The following is a 19,183-nucleotide window of genomic DNA, read 5'->3' on the forward strand; positions in this document are numbered from 1 at the left end:
GTGACGTGCTGTGCGAGCGGGTGATCCGGCTCGCCGAGCTGGACGCGCGTGGGTGCCCGGCGCACGAGGTGCTGTCCGAGATCCCGGCTCGCCCGGCTGTCCCCCGGCACGACGAGCGTCGGGCTCTCCAGAACTCCGGGTCGATCTCGGCCAGCGTGAGCGCCACCTGGTAGCCGTCCATCGAGGTGGCCAGCACGACCACGTTGAGCTGGCCCATCTTGTGCCGCGCGTCGGGGCGGCGCGGGATACGTCCGTTCCCTGAGCACCCTGTACCTGCGGAACCTCGAGCCGGCCTGACCGGGTCTCAGTGCCAGGGTGCCGGGCGCACGCTCACCGCCGCGGCGACAGCCGCCACCACAGCGACCAGCAGGTCGGCGAGCCCGAGCGCCATCGTCGGCGAGTTGTGCACCACCAGCAGTGCTCCCACGATCGCCCCGGCGAGCATGCAGACGACGGACAGCGCGCGGCGCAGGAGCACCCGTGTGTTCCGGGCGCGGAGGTCGGCCACCACACCGGTGAGCGTCATGGTGAGCACGGTGGTCGTGATGTCCGGGACGGCCAGTTTGCGCGCCCCGGCGTTCTGCAGCCCGAAAGCCATTCCGGCGCACGCCAGCACCACGTCGCGCGGCGCGGCGCCGAGGGGATCGCCCACGAGCATCACGATCAGGGCGATGGTCAGCAGCACGAACTGCAGGCTCGTGACGTTCCGCAGCAGGGCACCGCGATGCCCGCCCCAGCGCCCGATCGCGATCCCGCCCACGAATGCGCCGACAAGGAACCCGGCCAGCGCCACGAGAGACGCGTCCAGCACGAATCCCGGCGCGCCGGCGAGCGCGAAGCCGGTGAACACCACGTTGCCGGTCATGTTCGCCACGAACACCCGGCCCAGCGCGAGCACGCTCACCGCGTCGATCAGCCCCGTCGTGACGGTCAATACCAGCAGCAGTGCGGGCAACGGCCCGTGTTCGGGACCCGAGAAGTAATCCCTCGCCACCGAAGGCCGCTCGTCAGCTTCCATGCGGCCGGACGGTACTCAGTCGAAGGTTGCCGCCGCGAGCATCTGGTCGACCTGCGCGTCCACCGTCGGGGTGCCGTTGTACTGGACGACGAGAATCTTGCTCATCGGCAGCCACCACATCCGGACCGAGCCGTTCTGGCGGCCGTCCTGGCAGGTGACCTGCCACTGCGCGTAGTCGGCCTTCTTGGATCCGATCGGCGCCAGTCCGGATTTGACCAGGGTGCTGCCGGTCGCCGCCGAGCCGGGCACCAGCGTCTGGGTGACGCACAGTGGCGTGTCGTTCGCCGGGTACCAGCCGAACTGGCGTTTCGCGCTCGGTTCGGCGTATCCGGCGGGCGGGGTACGCAGGTCGACCACCCGCACCACGCACGCGGTGGTGGCCGAGGCGATGCACCCGTCGAAGGTGCCGTTGGGAGTGCTTGCCGTGTAACGGGTCCCGGCGGGCGGCTGGAGGTGCAGGGTGGCCACCGTGACCGGCGCCGCCGGCTTCAGCGAGACGGTGGCCGCGACGGCGTCGCCCGTGGTCGCTCTCGTGCACGAGGTGCTCGTCAACACCACCAGGCCGGCCAGCACCGCGCACCACAGAACCCGCATGAAAGCCCTTTCTCGACACTGATCCCGGAGAGTCCGACGCACGGGACGCGTGCACGGTTGCGTGTTCAGCCGAGAAGTTCGATCATGCTCCGCTGTCCGAAACGCCGGGCATAGGGGCGACGGCTTGTCGAGATGTCGACTCCACTGTCAGGATGGCGGGGACACGGCCGATCGAGGTCCACAGTGGACAAGGAGGGGCGATGCCCGAGTACCGCGTTCTGGCTTTCGACATCTTCGGCACCACGGTGGACTGGCGGACCGGCGTCGCGGAGCAGGTCGCGGAAATCGCCGCGGCGCAGGGGGTTTCGCTGGACGCCGAGGCCGTCGCCGACGACTGGCGGGGCCGCTACCTGCCGTCGATGCGCCGGGTGAACGACGGCGAGCGGGGCTGGACGTACCTCGACACCCTGCACAGGGAGTCGCTGGACGAGTTGCTCGCCGAACGCGGGCTGGACTTCCCGGAGGACGTGCGCCGTGCGCTCGTCCGGGCGTGGCACCGGCTGCCGGCCTGGCCGGACTCCGTCCCGGGGCTGGCGCGGTTGCGAGAGAAATACGTGGTCGCTGCGCTGTCCAACGGCGGGTTTTCCTTGCTCACCAACCTGATCAAGGCCGCGGGCCTGCCGTTCGACTGCGTGCTGTCCGCGGAACTGGCTCGTCGGTACAAGCCGGCGCCGGAGCCGTACCTGACCGCCGCGGAGCTGCTCGACGTGCGGTCGGAAGAGGTGCTGATGGTGGCCTGCCACAGCTGGGATCTCGACGGTGCCCGCGCGGCCGGACTCGGCACCGCTTTCGTCGAGCGGCCCCGGGAAAAGGGCCCGCACGGCGCGGATCGCCCTGGCGAGGTCGAAGTGGACGTCACCGCAGGCGATTTCACCGAGCTCGCCGACCGCCTGGGCTGCTAGGGGGCCGTAGCCGCCACCCTCCGAGGCGGTAGCTGGTGGCCCAGGCGGAAGCTGCTGGCCGAGGTCGTAGCCGCCACCCTCCGAGGCGGTAGCTGGTGGCCAAGGTCGTGGCTGCGCCACCTTCCAAGGCGGTAGCTGCTACCAGAGGTCGTTGCTGTTACCCGAGGTCGTAGCCGTGGCGGATCGCCAGCGCCACGGCATGGGCCCGGTTCCGGGCGCCGAGCCGGGTGCACGCCGAGTCCAGCGCCGACTGTGCCACCCGCACCGGAACGTCCAGCGCGGCGGCCGTCGCCTCGATGGAGAGCCCGCCGGCGGCGCAAGCCACCACGTTGATCTGGTCCTGTGTCAGGCGGGGGAGCAGTGGCGCGATGGCGTCGCCCGCGGTCAGGACCCGGGGCGAGGCGTCACAGCGGAGTACACCTTGGACAGTGCTCCGCAGCGCGGCCCAGTCCTCCGGGGCGACCTCGTCCTCCCGGCAGGCCAGCAGGAAGATCGACGCGCCGGGGCGGGTGGTCCGGACCTCCCGGAAACGGGGCACGAGGTCCTCGCAGCCGCCGTCGATCAGCACGACGTGCTCGACGGCCGTTTTCGCGAGTTTCTCGGCGAACTGCTCGTGGTGGGCGCGTTCGCCCACATAGTTGACCGTCTGCACGCGAGCGACCCTACGGCGGGCCGGGCCCGGTGACGATCATGAAAGGCCCGTCCGGGTGACGCTCGAAGGGGTTCAGTGGAGCGCGGGCCGCGGCACCAGCACGACGAGCCAGCCGTCGGGATCGGCGAAACCGAGCGCGCCGTTCTCCGCCCAGTAGGGGTTTTCCAGCGGCACCGGCTCGTGCCCGGCGTCGCCCAGCCTCGCCACGGTTTCGTACATCGCCGACTCGCCATCGAAATACAGCACGAGCAGGTTTTCGGCGGTCGGCGCCGGGCACGGGCTACCGTCCACATGGGACGTGAACTCCAGGTGGTGGCCGACGCCGGGCAGGCCGAGCAGCACGCCGTCGTACCCGGCGTGCCCGATGAAGCGGTAGAGCTCCGGCAGGCCGAGGCAGCCCGAATAGAACTCGACCACCTCGGCGAGCCGGTCGGTGGGCCGGGCCACCCGCACCTGCGTCACCCGCAACCCCTTCGGCCATTCGTTCATGACCGCAGGCTAAAACCTCGACAACGCTGGAGGTCAAGCGCCGACCAGCGGGGGCACCCGGAAGTCCACGTAACGTCCGGTGCCGCCCGTCGCCGCGTTCAGTGCGGCCGGTTCGGTCTCGCCGTCCCACTGTCCTGTTTGGACGCGGTGCTCCAGTGCGTTCAGTGCGGCAAGGGTTTCCGCGGTGGTGAACGCGCAGTGCCCGCTCGCCTGCACGTATGCCTGCCACAGCCGGGAAGCGCTTCCCGCGGCCGCCACCTGGTGCCCGTACCAGTTCTCCTGCTCCACCGGGACGAGCTGGTCGGCGACGGTGTGGATGTCCAGCTCGGGCACGCGCAGCCTGCCGGTCGCCATCGAGGTGCGGGCGAGGCGCACGGTGGCCACCGGGTCGGCGTGGATGTTCGCGTCGCGGGTCAGCTTCGCCAAGTCCGCGTCGAGGTCCAGACCAGCCTCGCGGTACAGCGCCCGCACCTGGGCGGCGTGGCTGCTGCGCGCGAACACAGCGCGGTAGTCCACGCCGGCGGTGCCGGAGCTGTTGCCGCCCGCCGCCAGTTCGACCTGGTAGCGGCCGGTCATCATGAACCCGAGCACGAAGGAGGTGAGCTGCTGTGCCTGCTGGGCTTCCTGCTCGTGGTAGTCCGCCGGCGGGGTCGCGCCGGTGAACCACGTCGGCGCGTTGAACAATGCCGCCCCCAGTGCCGTCCTGGCCTGGCCCTGCGGACTGGCCTGCGCGCCGCCCACCACGCCGGCCAGTGTCGCGGCCGCGGCCGTCGCGTCGGCGGTGCTGTCGTAGTTCACCAGCTTCACCGGCACGTCTGGGGCGAGCAGGTGGGAAAGCGCATACTCGCCGTTCAGCTGGTAGTCGTCGAGGTTCAGCGCACCCGCGACGAGGCCGCAGGTGGTGAGGGTGCCGTCGATGCGGTGCCCGCCGTCTTCGGACTCCAGCGCGCTGACGAGCCCGCCCATCGACGTGCCCCACGCGAGGGTGCGCCGCGGCTGCCCGATGAGATTTTCCAGGGCCCGCAACGAATCGAACTGGTCGCGGACGGCCGAATCCAGTGCCCACCACGACGGCCCGGAGTAGGACGAGCCGACGAGCGCGTAGCCGCGGTCGAGCAACGCGTCGCGGGTCGCGTCGTCCGGGGCGTCCTGCGCGGTGAGCGGGCCGAAACCGTGGCTGTACAAGATGATCGTGCCGTTCCAGCCGTCCGGCACGTCGGCCACCCAGGTCGCGCCGTCGGGCAGGGTGCCGGTGTGGTGCTGGTCCGCGGCCTGTGCCGGTACCGTGAATCCGCACAGCACCGCCGCGATCGCCGCCACGGTGCCGATTTTCTTGCCCCACATGACCGTTCCCCTTCCTGGCCACGCCGCACGAGAGAGGTACGCGGGCAGAGTGCCACGGGGGACGCGGCTTGTACAGGATTCCTGTATTTCTGTCAGTGCGGGGGACGGTCCGACAGCGCCGCGTGGCACAAGCCGACGTAATGCCGGAACTCGTCGGACTCGTGCGGGCCGAGGCCGGAGATCATCTGCTCCTCGATGGCCGCGACGGGCCCGCGGAACCGGGCGAGCACGCGGCGGCCCGCCGGGGTCAGCCGGATCACCCGCCGTCGCCGGTCGTTCGCGTCGTCCTCGCGTTCGATGAACCCGCGCTGTTCGAGCGCGGTGACCATGCCCGCCATCGTCTGGTCGGTGACGAAGGAGTTGCGGGCGAGTTCGGCGGTGGTCAGGTTTTCCCGCCGTTCCAGCACGGTCAGCGCCGTGTACTGCAGGGAGGTCAGCGCGGCGGGCCGGAGCGTCTCGTCGAGGCGCGCACGCACGGCCAGCTCCAGCTGCTTGATCAGGTACAGCAGGCTCGGTGGCGAGGACTGGGTCGGCACGGTGTCCATGGTGGCCGATCGCGGGCGCGGGGGCGCGCACCGCCGCGAATACGGACATTCCTGGCGCATGCGGTCACGATCCGGTTTCGCCCGGTGAAGGAATGGACAGGATCCCTGTATGTTTCGCGGCGCCTGGATCTCACCGTGGAGGTTTCATGAGCACCACGATCGGCGCCCGCAGGGCGATCCACACTCCGACGCTGACCGTCGGCACCCAGGTCGCCACCGCGATAGCCGTGTGCGTGGCGCAGGTCGGGCTCGCCATTCCCGCCGTGCTCAACGGGTTGTTCCAGGAGGATCTCGGCACCACGTCGGCGCAGCTGACCTGGATCTCCGACGCGTTCCTCGTCCCGGTCACGCTGCTGGAGCTGACCTTCGGTGTGCTCGGGGATCTGTTCGGCCGCAAGCGTTTGCTCATCGGCGGCAGCCTGCTGCTCGCGCTCGGCGAGATCGTCAGCGTGCTCACCCCGGGCGCGGGTGTCTCCACGGACGCGCGGGTGGCGGTGCTCTGGATCGGCCAGGCGCTGGCCGGGATCGGGGCGGCGGTGCTGTTCCCGACGACGCTGGCGATGGTCGCGGCGGGCACGCACACCGTGCGCGGCCGGGCGCGCGGCATCGCGATCTGGGCCGCGGCGCTGTCCTCCGGCGGGTTCATCTCACCGTTGCTGGGCGGGCTGGTGACGAAGATCAGCTGGGGCGACGACCCGTACGCGACGTGGCGGTGGGCGTTCGTCGCGGTCTGCGTGCTGGCGCTGATCAGTGCCGCGGTCGCGTGCACGGCGCAGAATTCCTCGGCGCCGGAAGGGCGTTCGCTGGACTGGCCGGGGCAGATCACCATCGCGGTCTCGTTGTTCGCCCTGCTGTTCGCGGTGATCCAGGGCTCGACGGCCGGCTGGTCCGATCCCTGGGTGATCGGCGGGTTCGTCGTGGCCGTGGTGTTCTTCGCGTCGTTCATCGTCGCCGAACGGCGGTCCCCGGCGCCGTTGCTGCGGCTGGACCTGTTCCGCAACCGGGCCTTCGCGACGAACTCCGTGGTGACCGTGGTCGGGATGTTCGCCTTCCTCGGCACGGCCTACTCGACGAGCATCCGGCTGTCCGCGATCCAGGACTTCTCGCCGATGAAGACCGCGGTCGCCTTCGTGCTGCTGCAAGGGTTCGCGCTCGTGCTGATGCCGTTGACCGCGCGGGTGATCCATCACTACAACCCGCGCTGTGCGCTCGGCGGCGGGTTCCTGCTGATCGGGATCGGCGACGTCTGGATCGCCACGCGTTCGGTGACGGATCTGGCGCTGCTGCCGATCGTCGCGCCGCTGGTGCTGATCGGTGTCGGGTTCGCCTTCGCGCTGTCCGGGGTCACCGCGGTCGCCGTGAACACGGTGCCGAACCACCTGGCGGGCATGGCTTCCGGGACGACGAGTCAGTTGCGGGACTTCGGGTTCACGCTCGGGCCCGCGGTCGTGGGCGCGATCGCGCTGAGCAACGCCGCCTCGGCGATCCAGGCCAAGATCGCCGGAAGTCCTTCGCTGCAGTCGGCGATGGCCGCGTTCAACGCCGCGCCGGCGAAGGCGCCCGAGGCCGAGCGCGCGACGGTCGAGGCGGCCGTCGGTGCGGTGAACTCCGGCCCGCTGGGCGCGAACGCGGTGCCCGCCTCGGTGAACCCGCTCAAGGACGTCGCCTTCCACGCGCTCGACCACGCCTATTCGATCGGGTACGTGGTGTGCGGCGTGGCCGCTCTGGTGGCCGCCTTCCTTGCGGCGGCGGTTTTGCGAGGTGGCGCGAACCGGCCGATGGTCACCGAAGAGTCGTTGCGGGACTGAGGATCACGGCGTCGTCCCCGCGGGCACCGCGTCACCGCGAACGTTGATCGGGAACGGTCCCGGGTGTCATGATCAGGACGGTTCAACGGCGAAACGAGGAGTGACACGTGTCCGACGGAAGCCTGGTAGTGGTGGCGACGATCGAAGCGGCCGAAGGCAACGAGGAGAAGGTCGAGCAGGCGCTGCGGAACGCGGTGCGCGCCGTGCACGCCGAGCCGGGCTGCCTGCGCTACGCCCTGCACCGGGACGCCGCCAACCCGAGGACGTTCGTGATGGTGGAGAAGTGGGCCTCCGCCGACGCGCTCCGCACCCACAGCAAGGCTCCCGCCCTCGCCGAACTGGGCAAGACACTGAAGGGCCTGCTGACCAAGCCCCTGGACGTGCGCACCCTGGCCGCCCTCCCCGACGGCGAAGACGGCCAAGGGGCGATTTAGCCGCACCGCACCGCCCGCCGTGGCTAGGGGGTGTCCTCAAAGCCTGGTCGATGGGGTTGGTGATCCAGGTGGTTCCTGGTGGTGCCGGGGATTCTCCCTCGTACCGGGTTGTACTCGGGTGAATCCGCGGTGCCCGCCAGGGGCCGCCTGGGCGCCAAGAGCGCGAATGAGGCTTTGAGGACGCCCCCTAGTACTCGCGCAGTTCGATCTCGTTGGCGAATTTGTCCGTCATCTTCAGCATGAGGCCGAGCAGGAAGCGGGACTTGAACGTCCAGTCGCGCAGCTTCATCCGCAGGCGGCTGGGCGGGGCGAGGAACGGGCCGGCGCTGCCGCGGCGGGCGATCTTGGCGTACTCCCGGAACCCGTCCTCGTACCGCTGGAAGGCCACGCGGTGGTCGCCGTTCGCGGCGTGCAGTTCGCCTGCCAGCACGTAGGCGCCGACGACGGCCAGCCCGGTGCCGAAGCCGCCGAGGGTGTTGCCGTAGGCGGCGTCGCCGAGTAGCACCACGCGGCCCTTGCTGTAGTGCTCGACGGTGGTCCGGCTGAGCGAGTCCAGGTAGAACTCACCCGCGGCGGGGACCTTCGCGATCAGCTCGGGCAGGCGCCAGCCCGCGCCGCGATAGGCATCGATCAGCAGCTTCTTCTGCTGATCGGTGTCGTACCGGTCGAAGTCGGTCTCGGGCGCCGCGAACACGAAGAACGCGGGCGCCTTCGGGCCGCCGACCGCCGCCATCCGGCCCGGTTCGTTGTACATCTGGGCGTCGCGGCCGGTGTCGCCGAGGTCGGCGAGGCAGTAGTAATAGCCGAGGTGGGTGACGTAGTCGTCCTCGGGGCCGAAGGCGAGGCGGCGGACGTTCGAGTGGATGCCGTCCGCGCCGACGACCAGGTCGAAAGTCTCTGGCGGCCCCTTTTCGAAGGTGACGTGCACGCCGTCGGCGGTCTCGGTGAGCGAGGCGATCGAGTCACCGAACCGGTAGTCGCAACGGTCCTTCGTGCGTTCGTAAAGCAGTTCGGACAGGTCGCCGCGGGCGATTTCGATTTCCCCGCCGGTGAATTCACCGGGGATCACCGCCAATGGTTTTCCTTCGGCGTTCACGATCGTCTGGTCGCGGCCGCCGGTCTGGCGCCGCCGCACGTCCTCGAGTATCCCCATTTCGGCCAGCACTTTCCGGTGCGTGGCGCCCTTGAAGTCGACGGCCTGCCCGCCGAGCCGCAGCTCGGGCGCCCGTTCGACGACGGTGACGGAGTAGCCGTAGCGGTCGAGCCAGTAGGCGAGCGCGGGCCCGGCGATACTGGCACCGGAAATCAGAATGTTCATGCCCTCACGTTCACCGGGAGTGCTGACCGAACGCTGACCGCGCGCTGACGGAGTTTTGTCACCCGCGCTGCTCGATGGCGGAACCTGAGGCGAGGATGCCTTGCGCCGACTCTCAGGTCTTGATCAGCTCGAGGCTGCCGTCCCAGAGGTCCGCGGCTTTTTCGCGGTCGTAGGAATCCCTCGACGAAGGGATTTCGCGCAGGCCGGAGAAGTACTTGCCGTTCACGCCTGCCAGCGCCGGGTCGAGCACGAGCCGGGCCAGCGCCTGCGCCGAGCGGCGCGGGGTGTGTGCGTTGACCCCGGGCACCACGATGAGCGCCGGGAGCAGGTAACGCCACACCAGCGCGAGGGCGCCCGGATACTCGCGGGCAAGGCCGGTGCCCGGCATGAGGCCGGGGTCGAAAGCGTTGAAGGTGACTCCTTCCGGGGCGCGCCGGGCGAACTCGTACGTCGCCAGCACGTTGCACAGTTTCGAGGTGGTGTAGCGGCGCCGCCCGTTGCCGTCGTCTTCGCCCTCGGCCAGTGAGCGCGCGCCGGTGTACTCGGGCGCCGGCATTCCGGTGCGGTTGCGCGGATCGTGCGTGTCACTGGCGACGAACATCACCCGCGCGTTCGCCAGCCCTGGCAGGAGTTCGTGCACCAGCAGGAAATGCGCGAGGTGGTTGACGGCGAACGTCTGCTCGTACCCGTCTTCGGTGCGCTTGGTGCCGGAAGGCGTTTGAATACCGGCATTGCAGATGACGGCGTCCAGCTTCGGCAGGCTCGCGGCGAATTCACGGACGGCACGCAGTGAGCCGAGGTCGAGCGTCTTGCCGATCAGCCCGACATCGGTGGCCTCGGCCAGCGCCGCGGGGTTGCGGCCGGTGACGATCACCGACCAGCCGGCGTCGGCGAGGAGCCCGGCCGTGTGCCTGCCGAGCGCGCCGGTGCCGCCGGTGATCAGTGCGGTCTTTTCAGGCATGGGCCTGCTCCTTGGCCAGTGCGCGCAGCGCGACGAAGAGGTCTGAGTACATCTGCTCGAGATCCGTCTTCGCCGGTTCGACCTGGCTGGCGAAGAAGCAGCCGTCGGAGTAGGCGACGGCGAACGGGGTCAGCCGCCCGGCCGCGGCCTTGGCGAATTCGGGCGGGTGTTCGGCGGCCAGGACAGTGGTGATCACCTCGCGGAAGTACTCGTGCGCCTGCCCGCGCACGCGTTGCACGAGCGCGGAAGCCCGCTCGTCATCCTGTGCTTCCAAGGAAAGCAGGTAGCACAGGCGCAGGAAGAGCGGGTCACCCGCGACCGCCTTCGAGCCCTCGGCCAGCATCGTGTCGGCGTCACCGCGGGGGAGCGCGGCGAACCAGCGGTCGGCCCCGCGTTCCATCACCGACGCGAGCAATCCCTCCTTGCTGCCGAAATGCCAGTACAGCGAGGTCACCGACACTTCGGCGGCCTTGCAGACGGCCGCGACGGACGTGCCCGCGTAGCCCTTCTCGCTCATCAGCTGCTCGGCGACGTCCAGGATCCGGTCCTTCGTGGCCACGAACGCGACTGTAGCGATCGCTACAGTCCGCCGCAACCGGGGTTGACCTCGGCGGGATGCTGGGGAGGTTGCCTCTCGACGAAGCGAGGATCGATGGACTACGAGAAGCTCTTCCGGCTCGACGGCCGCCGCGCGCTCGTGATCGGCGCTGGCGGGATCGGACAGCAGGCCGCGGCGGCGCTGGCCGCGCACGGCGCCGAGGTGATCTCCGCGGACAAGGCCCCGGCGGACGGTGTGCTGGAGCTCGACATCACCGACGCCGCCGCGGTGGAGCGGTTCGCCGAACAGTTCGGCGAGATCGACGTGCTCGTGCTGACCGCGGCGATGAACGTGCGCAAGCGGATCCTGGACTACGCGCCCGAGGAGTTCGACAGCGTGATCTCCTTGAACCTCAAGGGGACCTTCACGGTGCTGCGGGCGTTCGGCGCGCGGATGGTCCGGCGGGGCAGCGGCAGCATCATGGTGTTCTCCTCCATTCGCGGGCAGACCGTCGAGCCGGGCCAATCCGCTTACGCCGCAACGAAAGCCGGGGTCATCCAGCTGGTGCGCACGGCCGCGGCGGAGTTCGGGCCGTCCGGGGTGCGGGTCAACGCCATCGCGCCCGGGGTGGTGGAAACGCCGCTCACCGCGCAGATCAAGGCCCATCCGGAGTGGTACGACGCCTACGCCGCCAAGAGCGCGCTGGGCCGCTGGTCGAGGCCCGAGGAGCTGGCCGGCGCAGTGGTGTACCTGGCTTCGGACGCGGCCGGTTTCGTCACCGGCTCGGTGCTCACCGTGGACGGCGGCTGGACGGCGATCGACGGGCGCTTCACACCACCGGCCTGAGCGTCAGGGAGATTTCGGGCTGTAGGCGGCGAAGAAGCGGTCGCGGAAGGCGTTCATCGGCCAGACCGGTGCCCGCGGCCCGGGGTGCAGGCCGGAATCCCAGCCCCAGCCCGAAATCCGGTCGAGCACCGCCGGATCCTTCGCGACGATGCTGATCGGCACGTCCCTGCCCGCGGCCTCGCCACCGGTGACGGCCGTGTTCGGCTGGTGGTCGCCGAGGAAGACCATGACGGTGTTGTCGTCGCCGTAGGTCTGCAGGTACGAGATCAGCGCGGTGAGCGAGTAGACGATCGAATCCCCATACGCCGCACGGACTTTCGCGGGGTCGGACCACACCTCGCCGGTCGTCTTTCCCTGCGCGGGCATGGGGTTGAACACCGAGCCGTCGCCGAGCTCGTTCCAGCCCACCATGCGCGGCAGCGGGGCCCACGGCCAGTGGCTGGACACCAGGTCGAGCTCGGCCATCACCGGCGGGTGGTCCGGCTTCGCCAGTTCGGCCTGCTGAAGCTGCGCCAGCGCGAACTGGTCGGGCATGCTCGCGTAGCCGAAGCCCGGGCCCTGGTAGCCGATGGAGCGGAAGTCGTAGCGCTGGCTGTAGTCGTAGAAATCGCCCTCGGGCCAGTCGGCGAAGTTCGCGGGCTGGTCGTTCACGGTGCGCCAGCCCGCGTGGCGGAAGGCGGAGGCGAGGGTGAGCCGGTCGCTGGAAGTGACCGTGGTGTACCGCTTCTGGTTGCTGATCCACAGCCCGGATTCCAAAGTGGAGTGTGCGAGCCAGCTGCCGCCGCCGGTGGTGGACGACGTGAGGAAGCCGCTGCGTGCGTCGAAACCCGCGGCGCGGAGGCTGTTCGTGCCGGCGTCGAGCACCGCATCCACCTTCGGCGCGATGTCCGAGCCCTGCACGGCCACCCGCCCGTAGCTTTCGACGAACACGAGCAGCACGTTCTTGCCCCGCAAGGCGGTCAGCAGCTGGTCGGGTGGGGTGTTCCGGTAAGCGTCCACACTGGACTCCTGCGCGAACTGCCGCTGGTCCTTGATCTCGGCGCCGACCTGGATCGCGTTGTGGTAGGCCAGGGAAGCGGTGGTGCGGGCGGCGATCGGCTGGTTCTCGGCGAACTGGAGGCCGGACACCGCGCAGCCGATCCAGAGCACCGCGAGCACCGCGAGGGTGCGGAAAGCGGTCCGCCGGTGCCCCGCCGCGAGTTTCGTCAGGCGCAGCGCGGCGAACACCAGCGCGACGGTGAAAGCGACCGCCAGCAAACCGATCCCGGCCACCTCGGCGATCGCCCCCGCGTGCCCGGCCGATTTCTCCAGCAGGTCGAAGGCGGGGCCGAAGAAGCTCCAGTCGGTGACCAGGTCGAACGGCCGCTCGAAGGCGACGTTGAACCCCATGTCGGTGACCTTGAGGACCGTCAGCAGCGCGAGCAGCACCCCGGCGAGGATCGCCACCACGCGGCGGGCACGGCCGGGGAGCAGCAGCACGAGGCCGAACCCCGCGATCGCCTCCACCGGGATGCGCAGGAACGCGAGCGGGGTCAGCAGGTTCAGGTCGGGCGGCAGGACCAGCGCGGCCACGATGAGCAAACCACCGAGAACGGTGAGCACCCAGGTGGTGGCGCGGCGGATTTCCGGAGAGAACAAGCCGCTGGTCCTTCCGTGTAGGCGGTGTCGACCGTGTACACGGAGCGCGGACGTGGCCGGTTCAGTCGCGATCGCGCGTCAGGGGACCACCGTGACCGGCCACAGCCCGGCCTTGACCAGGCGCGTCGCGACCGAGCCGACGAGACGGTGGCCCGCGCTCTCCGAGGCACCGACCACCACGAGATCCGCGCGGTACTCGACGGCCGCCTTCTTCAGCTCGAGGTAGGCGTCCCCGCGCTGGACGAGGAAGGTGACGGGCACGCCGGACTCGCCTGCCATGCGCTTGATCGGCTCCCGCAGCTCGGAGATCATCTCGTCGTACGTCTCCTCCTGGGCGCCCGCGAGCAGGCCGGGCGTCATCCCCGCCCACGCCGACGGCGTCAGCACGAAGACCACCACGAGCTGGGACTTCTGCCGCCGCGCCAGCCCGGCGGCGTACGCGCCGGCGCGCAGCGACGTGGGGGAGCCGTCGACGCCCACCAGGACAAGGTGTGGCCCGTCGGTCCCGCGTTCGAACGGGCCCGGCGACCACTTCGGGCCGTACGTCTCCAGCAGGTGCGCACCGGTCGCCTCGTCACTCACAAGACCCATTATCGGTGCGCGCGGAACAGGGCGGCAGACGGGCGCGTTGTCGGCGGTCATGGACTGGAACACGCAGATCATCGAAGAGTTCCGCGCCAACGAGGGCCGGGTGGGCGGCCCGTTCGAGGGCGCGCCGCTGCTGTTGCTGCACACCACGGGCGCCCGCAGCGGGAAGGAGCGCGTCAGCCCGGTGATGTACCTGGCCGACGACGGCCGCTACCTCGTGTTCGCTTCCAAAGCCGGGGCCGACACCAACCCGGCCTGGTACCACAACCTCAAGGCCCATCCGGAGACCAAGGTCGAAATCGGCACGGAGACGGTCCAGGTGCGTGCCGAGGAGCTGCATGGCGAAGAGCGCGACAGGCTCTACGAACGGCAGGCGACCCTGTACCCGGGCTTCCGCGAGTACCAGGAGAAGACCAGCCGCGTCATCCCGGTGGTCGCGCTCGTGCCGGTTCCCTAGGACTCCGCGATGCTGCCCAGGTAGAGGCGGATCACGTTGGGGTCGTGGATCAGCTCCTCGCCGGTGCCCGTGTAGGCGTCGCGGCCCTGGTCGAGCACGTACGCCCGGTCGCAGATCTGCAGGCAGCGCCGGGCGTTCTGCTCGACCATCAGCACGCACACGCCCGAGCGCTTGATCTGGTGGATGCGCAGGAAAGTCTCGTCCTGCCGGACAGGCGAAAGCCCCGCCGACGGCTCGTCCAGCAGCAGCACCGACGGCCCGGTCATCAGCGCCCTGGCCATCGCCACCAGCTGCCGTTCGCCGCCCGAGAGGGAACCCGCCTTGCGCCGCCGGAAGGTGCCGATCTCCGGGAACAGGTCGAGGATCGCGGAGATCCGCTCCGTGAACTGTTTCGGCTTGAGGTACAGGCCCATCTGCAGGTTCTCCTCGACCGTCATGGTCGCGAAGACGTTGTCGTTCTGCGGCACGAAGCCGACCCCGCGCCCGACCAGCTCGTTCGCCTTGTGGCCGGTGATGTCCTCGCCCGCGAGCCGCACCGACCCGCCGCGGATCCGCACCAGCCCGAAGATCGCCTTGAGCAGCGTGGACTTCCCGGCCCCGTTCGGCCCGATGATGCCGACGAGCTCGCCTGGACCGGCGGTGACCGAGCAGCCGTCGACGATGTTCACCCCCGGCAGGTACCCCGCGACGAGGTCGGTGACTTCCAGCGTCATTTCGCCTCCTCGGCGAGCTGCCGGTCGATGATCTCGCGCAGGTTCGTTTCGTGGTGCGCGCCGAGGTACGCGTCGATCACGGCCTCGTCGTGCAGCACCGCCTCCGGCTCCCCTTCGGCGACGATTTTCCCCTGCGCCATCACCACCACGCGGTCCGAGACGAACTTGACCATTTGCATGTCGTGCTCCACGAACAGCACGGTCATCCCTTCGGCCTTGAGGCCGAGGATGTGCTCGAGCAGTGACTCCGCCAGCGCCGGGTTCACCCCGGCCATCGGCTCGTCGAGCATCACGAGTTTCGGCTCCGCCATCAGTGCCCGCGCCATTTCGAGCAGTTTCCGTTGCCCGCCCGAAAGCGAGGCGCCGTAGTCGCCTGCCTTGTCGGCGAGCTTGAACCGCGTCAGCAGGTCCATCGCCCGCTCGATGTCGGCCGCGCGTTTCTTCTTCCACAGCGGGGAAAACAGGGCTCGCGACAGCTTCTCGCCCGGCTGGCCGCCAACACCGGTGAGCATGTTCTCCAGCACCGAAAGCCTGCCCAGCACCTTGGTCAGCTGGAACGTGCGGACCATCCCGTGCCGCGCCACCCGGAACGGCGCCATCCCGTCGAGCCGCATCCCGTCGAACGACCAGGTGCCGCTGTCGGGTTTGTCGAACCCGGTGAGCAGGTTGAACATCGTCGTCTTGCCGGCCCCGTTCGGCCCGATCAGCGCGGCGATCTCGCCGCGCGGCACTTCGAGGTGCTCCACGTCGACGGCGTGCACCCCGCCGAAGCTGCGGCGGACGCCGTCGGCGACGAGGATCGCGTCATTTGTCATCGAAGGCCAGCTCTTTCCTGTTCCCGAGGATGCCCTGTGGCCGGAACACGATCAGCAGCACCAGCACGATCCCCACCACGGTGAACCGCAGCTGGCTCGCGTCGGCGAGCCCGCCGAACCAGCCGTGCCTCGAGCCGAGCTGGATCAGCTGGTCCGAAGCCTGCAGCACGACCCAGAACACGATCGCGCCGAGCACCGGCCCGAGCACCGTGGCCGCGCCGCCCAGCAGCAGGATCGTGAACAGGTTGAACGTCAGCCGCGAGTTGAAGTCACCGGGCGAGATCGCCGCGGGCAGTACCAACATGATCCCCGCGATCGCGCCGAGCACCCCGCCCAGCACGAGCGACTGCATCTTGTACAGGTTCACGTTCTTGCCGAGGCTGCGCAGGGCGTCCTCGTCCTCGCGGATGCCCTTGACCGTCAGCCCCCACGGGCTCCGCATCAACAACCACACCAGCAGCGACGCCACGGCCACCGCGATCCACGTGAGCGTCGCGATCCACAGCTGGGTGGAGGTGAACACCCACGGCCCGAGGTCGATCCGGCCTTCCGGGAACGGGTTGATGGCCTTGAAGTCCAGTGAGTAGCTGGTGCCCATCGTCTCGTTGTTGTTGATGCCCTGCGCGCCGCCGGTGATCCCGGCCAGCACCGAGGAGTTCACGGTGAACCGGATGATCTCCGCCGCCGCGATGGTGACGATCGCGAGGTAGTCCGCGCGCAGCCGCAGCGTGGGAATGCCGATCAGCAAAGCGAAACCCACCGCGAGCGCGATCGCCACGAGCAGCGCGACGATCGTCGGCAGGTGCAGCGAGAGCACGGCGATGGCGAAGCCGTACGCCCCGATCGCGAGGAACCCCGCCTGCCCGAAGTTCAGCAGCCCGGTGAACCCGAAGTGCAGGTTCAGCCCGATCGCGGCCAGCGCGTACGCGGCCGTGACGGGGGAGAGGATCTGTTGCAGTGACGTGAGGAGGATGTCCATCAGCCGATCCGTTCCTTGCGGCCGAAAATGCCCTGCGGCCGGACGAGCAGCACCAGGACGAGCACCACGAGCGCGCCCACGTACTTCATGTCCGGGGGCAGCCAGGTGACCAGCACCTCGGTGAACAACCCGACGACGAGCGAGCCGACCAGCGCGCCGAACGCGGTGCCCAGCCCGCCGAGGATCATCGCCGCGAACATCAGCAGCAGCGATTTGAACCCCATGTCGTACGAGACATCGTTGAGCAGGGCCAAAAGCACGCCCGAGAGCGCGCTCATCGCGCCGGCGAGGATCCACACGACGCGGATCGTGTGCTCCACGTCGATGCCGCTGGCCGAGGCGAGCGGGGAGTTCGCCGAGACCGCCCTGGTGGCCTTCCCGAGGTGCGAGTACTTGATCCAGCAGCCGATCGCGATCAGCACGGCGAGGCTGATCGCCATGCTGAGGTAGGCGCTCACCGGCAGCACGACCGAGCCGATGGTGACCGAGGGGATGGTTTCGCCGGTCACCCGCCGGGTGCCGCTGCCGAAGATCGCGAAGTACAGGTACCGCACGGCGAGCCCGACGCCGATGCTCGCGATCATCGTCGGCACGATCCCGACTCCCTTGCGCCGCAAGGGATGCCAGAGCCCGGCGTTCTGCAGCCAGCCGAACACCGCGCCCGCGGCCACCGCGATCAGCCCGGCGATCACCAGCGGCAGCCCGAAGACCACGCAGAACAGGAACGCGATCAGCGCCCCGAAGGTGACGTTCTCGCCGTGCGCGAAGTTCATCAGCCGGGTGGTGCCGTGGATCAGCGAAAGGCCGATGGTCGCGATCGCCAGCAGCAGCCCGAGGTTCAGCCCGGAGACCACGTGCTGCAGGAAGATCGCGGTGCTGAACGCGGGCCCTTCGTCGGCGGGACCGGCCGCCTTGCCCACCACGCCGCCGTTGGCGTGCTCGGTGAGGCTCACCAGCACCCGTTGCGTCGGCAGCGTGTTGGCCGCCCCGACCTCCTTCTCGACCGCGTAGACCTTGCCGCCCACGAAACCCGCCGGGGTGGCGGAGGTGTCGAAGACCAGGGTGTAGACACCTTTCCCCGGCACGGCAACGGTTTTCCCGTTCCCGGTGGCGTCCGTCGTGGTCTGCCCGAGCACGGCGTCCCCGTTCTTGACGGTGACGCTCACCCCGGCCACGCCGGTGCCGCCCTGGTCGACCACCCGGGGAATGAAGCCCCAGCCGGCCTGCGCGGACGCGGGCGTGCCGGTGAACAAGGAGAGCAGGAGCGCGCCCAGTACGAACAGCAGCGCGCTTCCCGCCCTTTTCCGGTGCGCCGTCACTGTTTGACCGTGTACTTGCCGTCCGCCCCGTAGACGTAGGCGATGTAGTTGGTCTCGGTCTCGTCGTTCTTCTCGTCGAAGGCGATCCCGCCGGTGAGCCCGTCGTAGTCGATCGTCTTGCCGTCCGCGAGGAGTTTCCTGCAGTCGGCGAACGTGGTGCACTTCTCGCCGCCGCCGGTTCCGCCGGAGATTTCCCGCATCTTCTTCGCGATGGTGGCGCCGTCGGTGGAGTTCGCGGCGATCGCGCCGAGCGCCGCGATGATCGTCGCGTCGTAGGTGGAGGCGGCGTAGGCGAAGGCGCTCAGCTTCGGGTTGAGCTGCTTGAGCTTCGCCTCGAACTGGGTTTCGGTGTCCTGCGCCGCGCCGGGCTGGAAAGCCTGCACGCCCTGCAAATACGCCTGGTTGCTCAGCTTGCCCTCGTAGGAGCCGAGGGTGGAGCTGGAGAAGTAGACGTTCTTGGACGGGAAGTGGTTGGTGCCGACCAGTTGTTCCAGCATCGCGCCGGTGTAGGTGGCATAGGAGAGGAAGACCACGGCGTCCGGCTTGGCGGCGACCACGGCGTTGACCTGCGAGGTGAAGTCGGTGGCGTCGGTGTTGAACGGCTGGTTCGCGGCGATCTTGATCCCGGCCGTGTTCAGGTTGTCCACCAAGCTTTTCTCGAAGGCTTCGCCCCAGGAGTCGTTCTGCCACACGATGCCGACCGACGTCCTGCCGTCCTTCACCAGGAGGTCGGCGATGCTGGCCGCCTCCAGCGCGTCGGTGGGCGCGGTGCGGAAGTACAGCGGGCTGATGCCGGTGAGGTTCGAGGAGGTGTTGGAGCCGGACACCATCAGGGCGCCCGCCTGCGTGACCGGTTCCACCACGGCGCCGGCCATCCCCGAGCCGTAGGTGCCGATCACCTCGTCCGCGCCCCAGCTGATCAGCGACTGCGCGGCGGAAAGCGCGGTGTCATTGTCCGAAGTGGAATCCTGCTGTTTGTACTCGACGTTCTTGCCGAACACCCCGCCTGCCGCGTTGATGTCGTTGATCGCCAGCTGGGTGGCGGCGACCAGTGGTTCCACCGCGGAAGCCTGGGAGCCGGTCTGGGCGAGCAGTGAGCCGATCTTGAGCGCCTGGTCGGGTGTGCCGGAGCCGTTCGACCCTCCGCTGGAACAGGAGGCGAGCAGCAGCGTGGCCGCGCACAACGCGGTCAGGCCGGGAAGGGTTTTCATGCGATTACTCCTTC

Annotated in this window: 22 protein-coding genes; 6 read left to right on the forward strand and 16 right to left on the reverse strand. The window is 69.3% G+C overall.

Annotated elements, in window-relative coordinates:
- Window positions 1-5 precede the first annotated feature (5 nt).
- Window positions 6-173: a hypothetical protein gene (locus tag FPZ12_RS45475; protein WP_166462591.1), complete on the forward strand. Its 168-nt coding sequence runs from the start codon at window positions 6-8 to the stop codon at window positions 171-173.
- Between the two features lie 131 nt (window positions 174-304).
- On the opposite strand, the gene FPZ12_RS05880 is transcribed toward FPZ12_RS45475, so the two are convergent.
- Window positions 305-1,018 carry a YoaK family protein gene (locus FPZ12_RS05880; RefSeq protein ID WP_144748620.1) on the reverse strand — a complete coding sequence of 238 codons (714 nt, stop codon included), beginning with the start codon at window positions 1,016-1,018 and terminating at the stop codon, window positions 305-307.
- Between the two features lie 15 nt (window positions 1,019-1,033).
- Window positions 1,034-1,612 (reverse strand): hypothetical protein, encoded by a 579-nt coding sequence (locus FPZ12_RS05885; RefSeq protein WP_144748619.1) that lies wholly within the window; start codon window positions 1,610-1,612, stop codon window positions 1,034-1,036.
- Between the two features lie 200 nt (window positions 1,613-1,812).
- On the opposite strand from FPZ12_RS05885, the gene FPZ12_RS05890 reads away from it, so the two are divergent.
- Window positions 1,813-2,514, forward strand: a complete 702-nt coding sequence (locus FPZ12_RS05890; protein ID WP_243769685.1) for a haloacid dehalogenase type II — start codon at window positions 1,813-1,815, stop codon at window positions 2,512-2,514.
- Between the two features lie 157 nt (window positions 2,515-2,671).
- Here FPZ12_RS05890 and FPZ12_RS05895 read toward each other — a convergent pair whose 3' ends face one another.
- From FPZ12_RS05895 to FPZ12_RS05910, 4 genes are all read right to left on the reverse strand, one after another.
- On the reverse strand, window positions 2,672-3,166 hold the full coding sequence (locus FPZ12_RS05895) for a helix-turn-helix transcriptional regulator (RefSeq protein WP_144748617.1): 495 nt from the start codon (window positions 3,164-3,166) through the stop codon (window positions 2,672-2,674).
- Between the two features lie 72 nt (window positions 3,167-3,238).
- Window positions 3,239-3,655: a VOC family protein gene (locus FPZ12_RS05900; RefSeq protein ID WP_144748616.1), complete on the reverse strand. Its 417-nt coding sequence runs from the start codon at window positions 3,653-3,655 to the stop codon at window positions 3,239-3,241.
- Between the two features lie 33 nt (window positions 3,656-3,688).
- On the reverse strand, window positions 3,689-4,999 hold the full coding sequence (locus tag FPZ12_RS05905) for an alpha/beta hydrolase (protein WP_144748615.1): 1,311 nt from the start codon (window positions 4,997-4,999) through the stop codon (window positions 3,689-3,691).
- 92 nt (window positions 5,000-5,091) lie between these two features.
- Window positions 5,092-5,544 (reverse strand): MarR family winged helix-turn-helix transcriptional regulator, encoded by a 453-nt coding sequence (locus FPZ12_RS05910; RefSeq protein ID WP_144748614.1) that lies wholly within the window; start codon window positions 5,542-5,544, stop codon window positions 5,092-5,094.
- Window positions 5,545-5,690: 146 nt separating this feature from the next.
- Here FPZ12_RS05910 and FPZ12_RS05915 point away from each other — a divergent pair, with 146 nt between their 5' ends.
- The gene (locus FPZ12_RS05915) at window positions 5,691-7,352 is read left to right on the forward strand and encodes an MFS transporter (protein WP_144748613.1); all 1,662 of its coding nucleotides are present in this window, start codon (window positions 5,691-5,693) and stop codon (window positions 7,350-7,352) included.
- Window positions 7,353-7,459: 107 nt separating this feature from the next.
- The gene (locus tag FPZ12_RS05920; protein ID WP_144748612.1) at window positions 7,460-7,786 is read left to right on the forward strand and encodes a putative quinol monooxygenase; all 327 of its coding nucleotides are present in this window, start codon (window positions 7,460-7,462) and stop codon (window positions 7,784-7,786) included.
- Between the two features lie 187 nt (window positions 7,787-7,973).
- Here the strand turns inward: FPZ12_RS05920 and FPZ12_RS05925 are convergent, their stop codons facing one another.
- The 3 genes from FPZ12_RS05925 to FPZ12_RS05935 form a co-directional block, all read right to left on the reverse strand.
- The gene (locus tag FPZ12_RS05925) at window positions 7,974-9,104 is read right to left on the reverse strand and encodes an FAD-dependent monooxygenase (RefSeq protein WP_144748611.1); all 1,131 of its coding nucleotides are present in this window, start codon (window positions 9,102-9,104) and stop codon (window positions 7,974-7,976) included.
- Window positions 9,105-9,216: 112 nt separating this feature from the next.
- Entirely contained in the window at window positions 9,217-10,065 is an 849-nt protein-coding gene (locus FPZ12_RS05930) for an SDR family NAD(P)-dependent oxidoreductase (protein ID WP_144748610.1), read from the reverse strand.
- Complete coding sequence (locus FPZ12_RS05935; RefSeq protein ID WP_144748609.1) at window positions 10,058-10,624, reverse strand: TetR/AcrR family transcriptional regulator; 567 nt, start codon at window positions 10,622-10,624, stop codon at window positions 10,058-10,060. Before FPZ12_RS05935 ends, FPZ12_RS05930 begins: the two co-directional genes overlap by 8 nt.
- Before the next feature lie 93 nt (window positions 10,625-10,717).
- Between FPZ12_RS05935 and FPZ12_RS05940 the strand changes: the two genes are divergently transcribed.
- Window positions 10,718-11,449, forward strand: a complete 732-nt coding sequence (locus FPZ12_RS05940) for an SDR family NAD(P)-dependent oxidoreductase (protein WP_144748608.1) — start codon at window positions 10,718-10,720, stop codon at window positions 11,447-11,449.
- Window positions 11,450-11,452: 3 nt separating this feature from the next.
- Here the strand turns inward: FPZ12_RS05940 and FPZ12_RS05945 are convergent, their stop codons facing one another.
- Window positions 11,453-13,087: an LTA synthase family protein gene (locus tag FPZ12_RS05945; RefSeq protein WP_243769686.1), complete on the reverse strand. Its 1,635-nt coding sequence runs from the start codon at window positions 13,085-13,087 to the stop codon at window positions 11,453-11,455.
- Between the two features lie 78 nt (window positions 13,088-13,165).
- The gene (locus tag FPZ12_RS05950; RefSeq protein ID WP_243769687.1) at window positions 13,166-13,669 is read right to left on the reverse strand and encodes a universal stress protein; all 504 of its coding nucleotides are present in this window, start codon (window positions 13,667-13,669) and stop codon (window positions 13,166-13,168) included.
- A 58-nt stretch (window positions 13,670-13,727) separates the two neighbouring features.
- On the opposite strand from FPZ12_RS05950, the gene FPZ12_RS05955 reads away from it, so the two are divergent.
- Window positions 13,728-14,132: a nitroreductase family deazaflavin-dependent oxidoreductase gene (locus FPZ12_RS05955; RefSeq protein ID WP_144748606.1), complete on the forward strand. Its 405-nt coding sequence runs from the start codon at window positions 13,728-13,730 to the stop codon at window positions 14,130-14,132.
- On the opposite strand, the gene FPZ12_RS05960 is transcribed toward FPZ12_RS05955, so the two are convergent.
- The 5 genes from FPZ12_RS05960 to FPZ12_RS05980 are packed head-to-tail and all read right to left on the reverse strand — an operon-like array spanning window position 14,129 to window position 19,169.
- Complete coding sequence (locus FPZ12_RS05960; protein WP_144748605.1) at window positions 14,129-14,845, reverse strand: ABC transporter ATP-binding protein; 717 nt, start codon at window positions 14,843-14,845, stop codon at window positions 14,129-14,131. The two genes, FPZ12_RS05955 and FPZ12_RS05960, sit on opposite strands and share 4 nt — an antisense overlap.
- A complete protein-coding gene (locus tag FPZ12_RS05965; protein WP_144748604.1) occupies window positions 14,842-15,660 on the reverse strand; it encodes an ABC transporter ATP-binding protein in 819 nt (272 codons plus the stop codon). Before FPZ12_RS05965 ends, FPZ12_RS05960 begins: the two co-directional genes overlap by 4 nt.
- Window positions 15,650-16,639 (reverse strand): branched-chain amino acid ABC transporter permease, encoded by a 990-nt coding sequence (locus FPZ12_RS05970; protein ID WP_144748603.1) that lies wholly within the window; start codon window positions 16,637-16,639, stop codon window positions 15,650-15,652. The genes FPZ12_RS05965 and FPZ12_RS05970 overlap by 11 nt, the downstream gene beginning before the upstream one ends.
- The gene (locus FPZ12_RS05975) at window positions 16,639-17,958 is read right to left on the reverse strand and encodes an ABC transporter permease subunit (protein WP_144748602.1); all 1,320 of its coding nucleotides are present in this window, start codon (window positions 17,956-17,958) and stop codon (window positions 16,639-16,641) included. Before FPZ12_RS05975 ends, FPZ12_RS05970 begins: the two co-directional genes overlap by 1 nt.
- Entirely contained in the window at window positions 17,955-19,169 is a 1,215-nt protein-coding gene (locus FPZ12_RS05980) for an ABC transporter substrate-binding protein (protein WP_144748601.1), read from the reverse strand. Before FPZ12_RS05980 ends, FPZ12_RS05975 begins: the two co-directional genes overlap by 4 nt.
- Window positions 19,170-19,183 lie beyond the last annotated feature (14 nt).

Origin of the sequence: Amycolatopsis acidicola (genome assembly GCF_007713735.2) — a bacterium.
Lineage (GTDB): Bacteria > Actinomycetota > Actinomycetes > Mycobacteriales > Pseudonocardiaceae > Amycolatopsis_E > Amycolatopsis_E acidicola.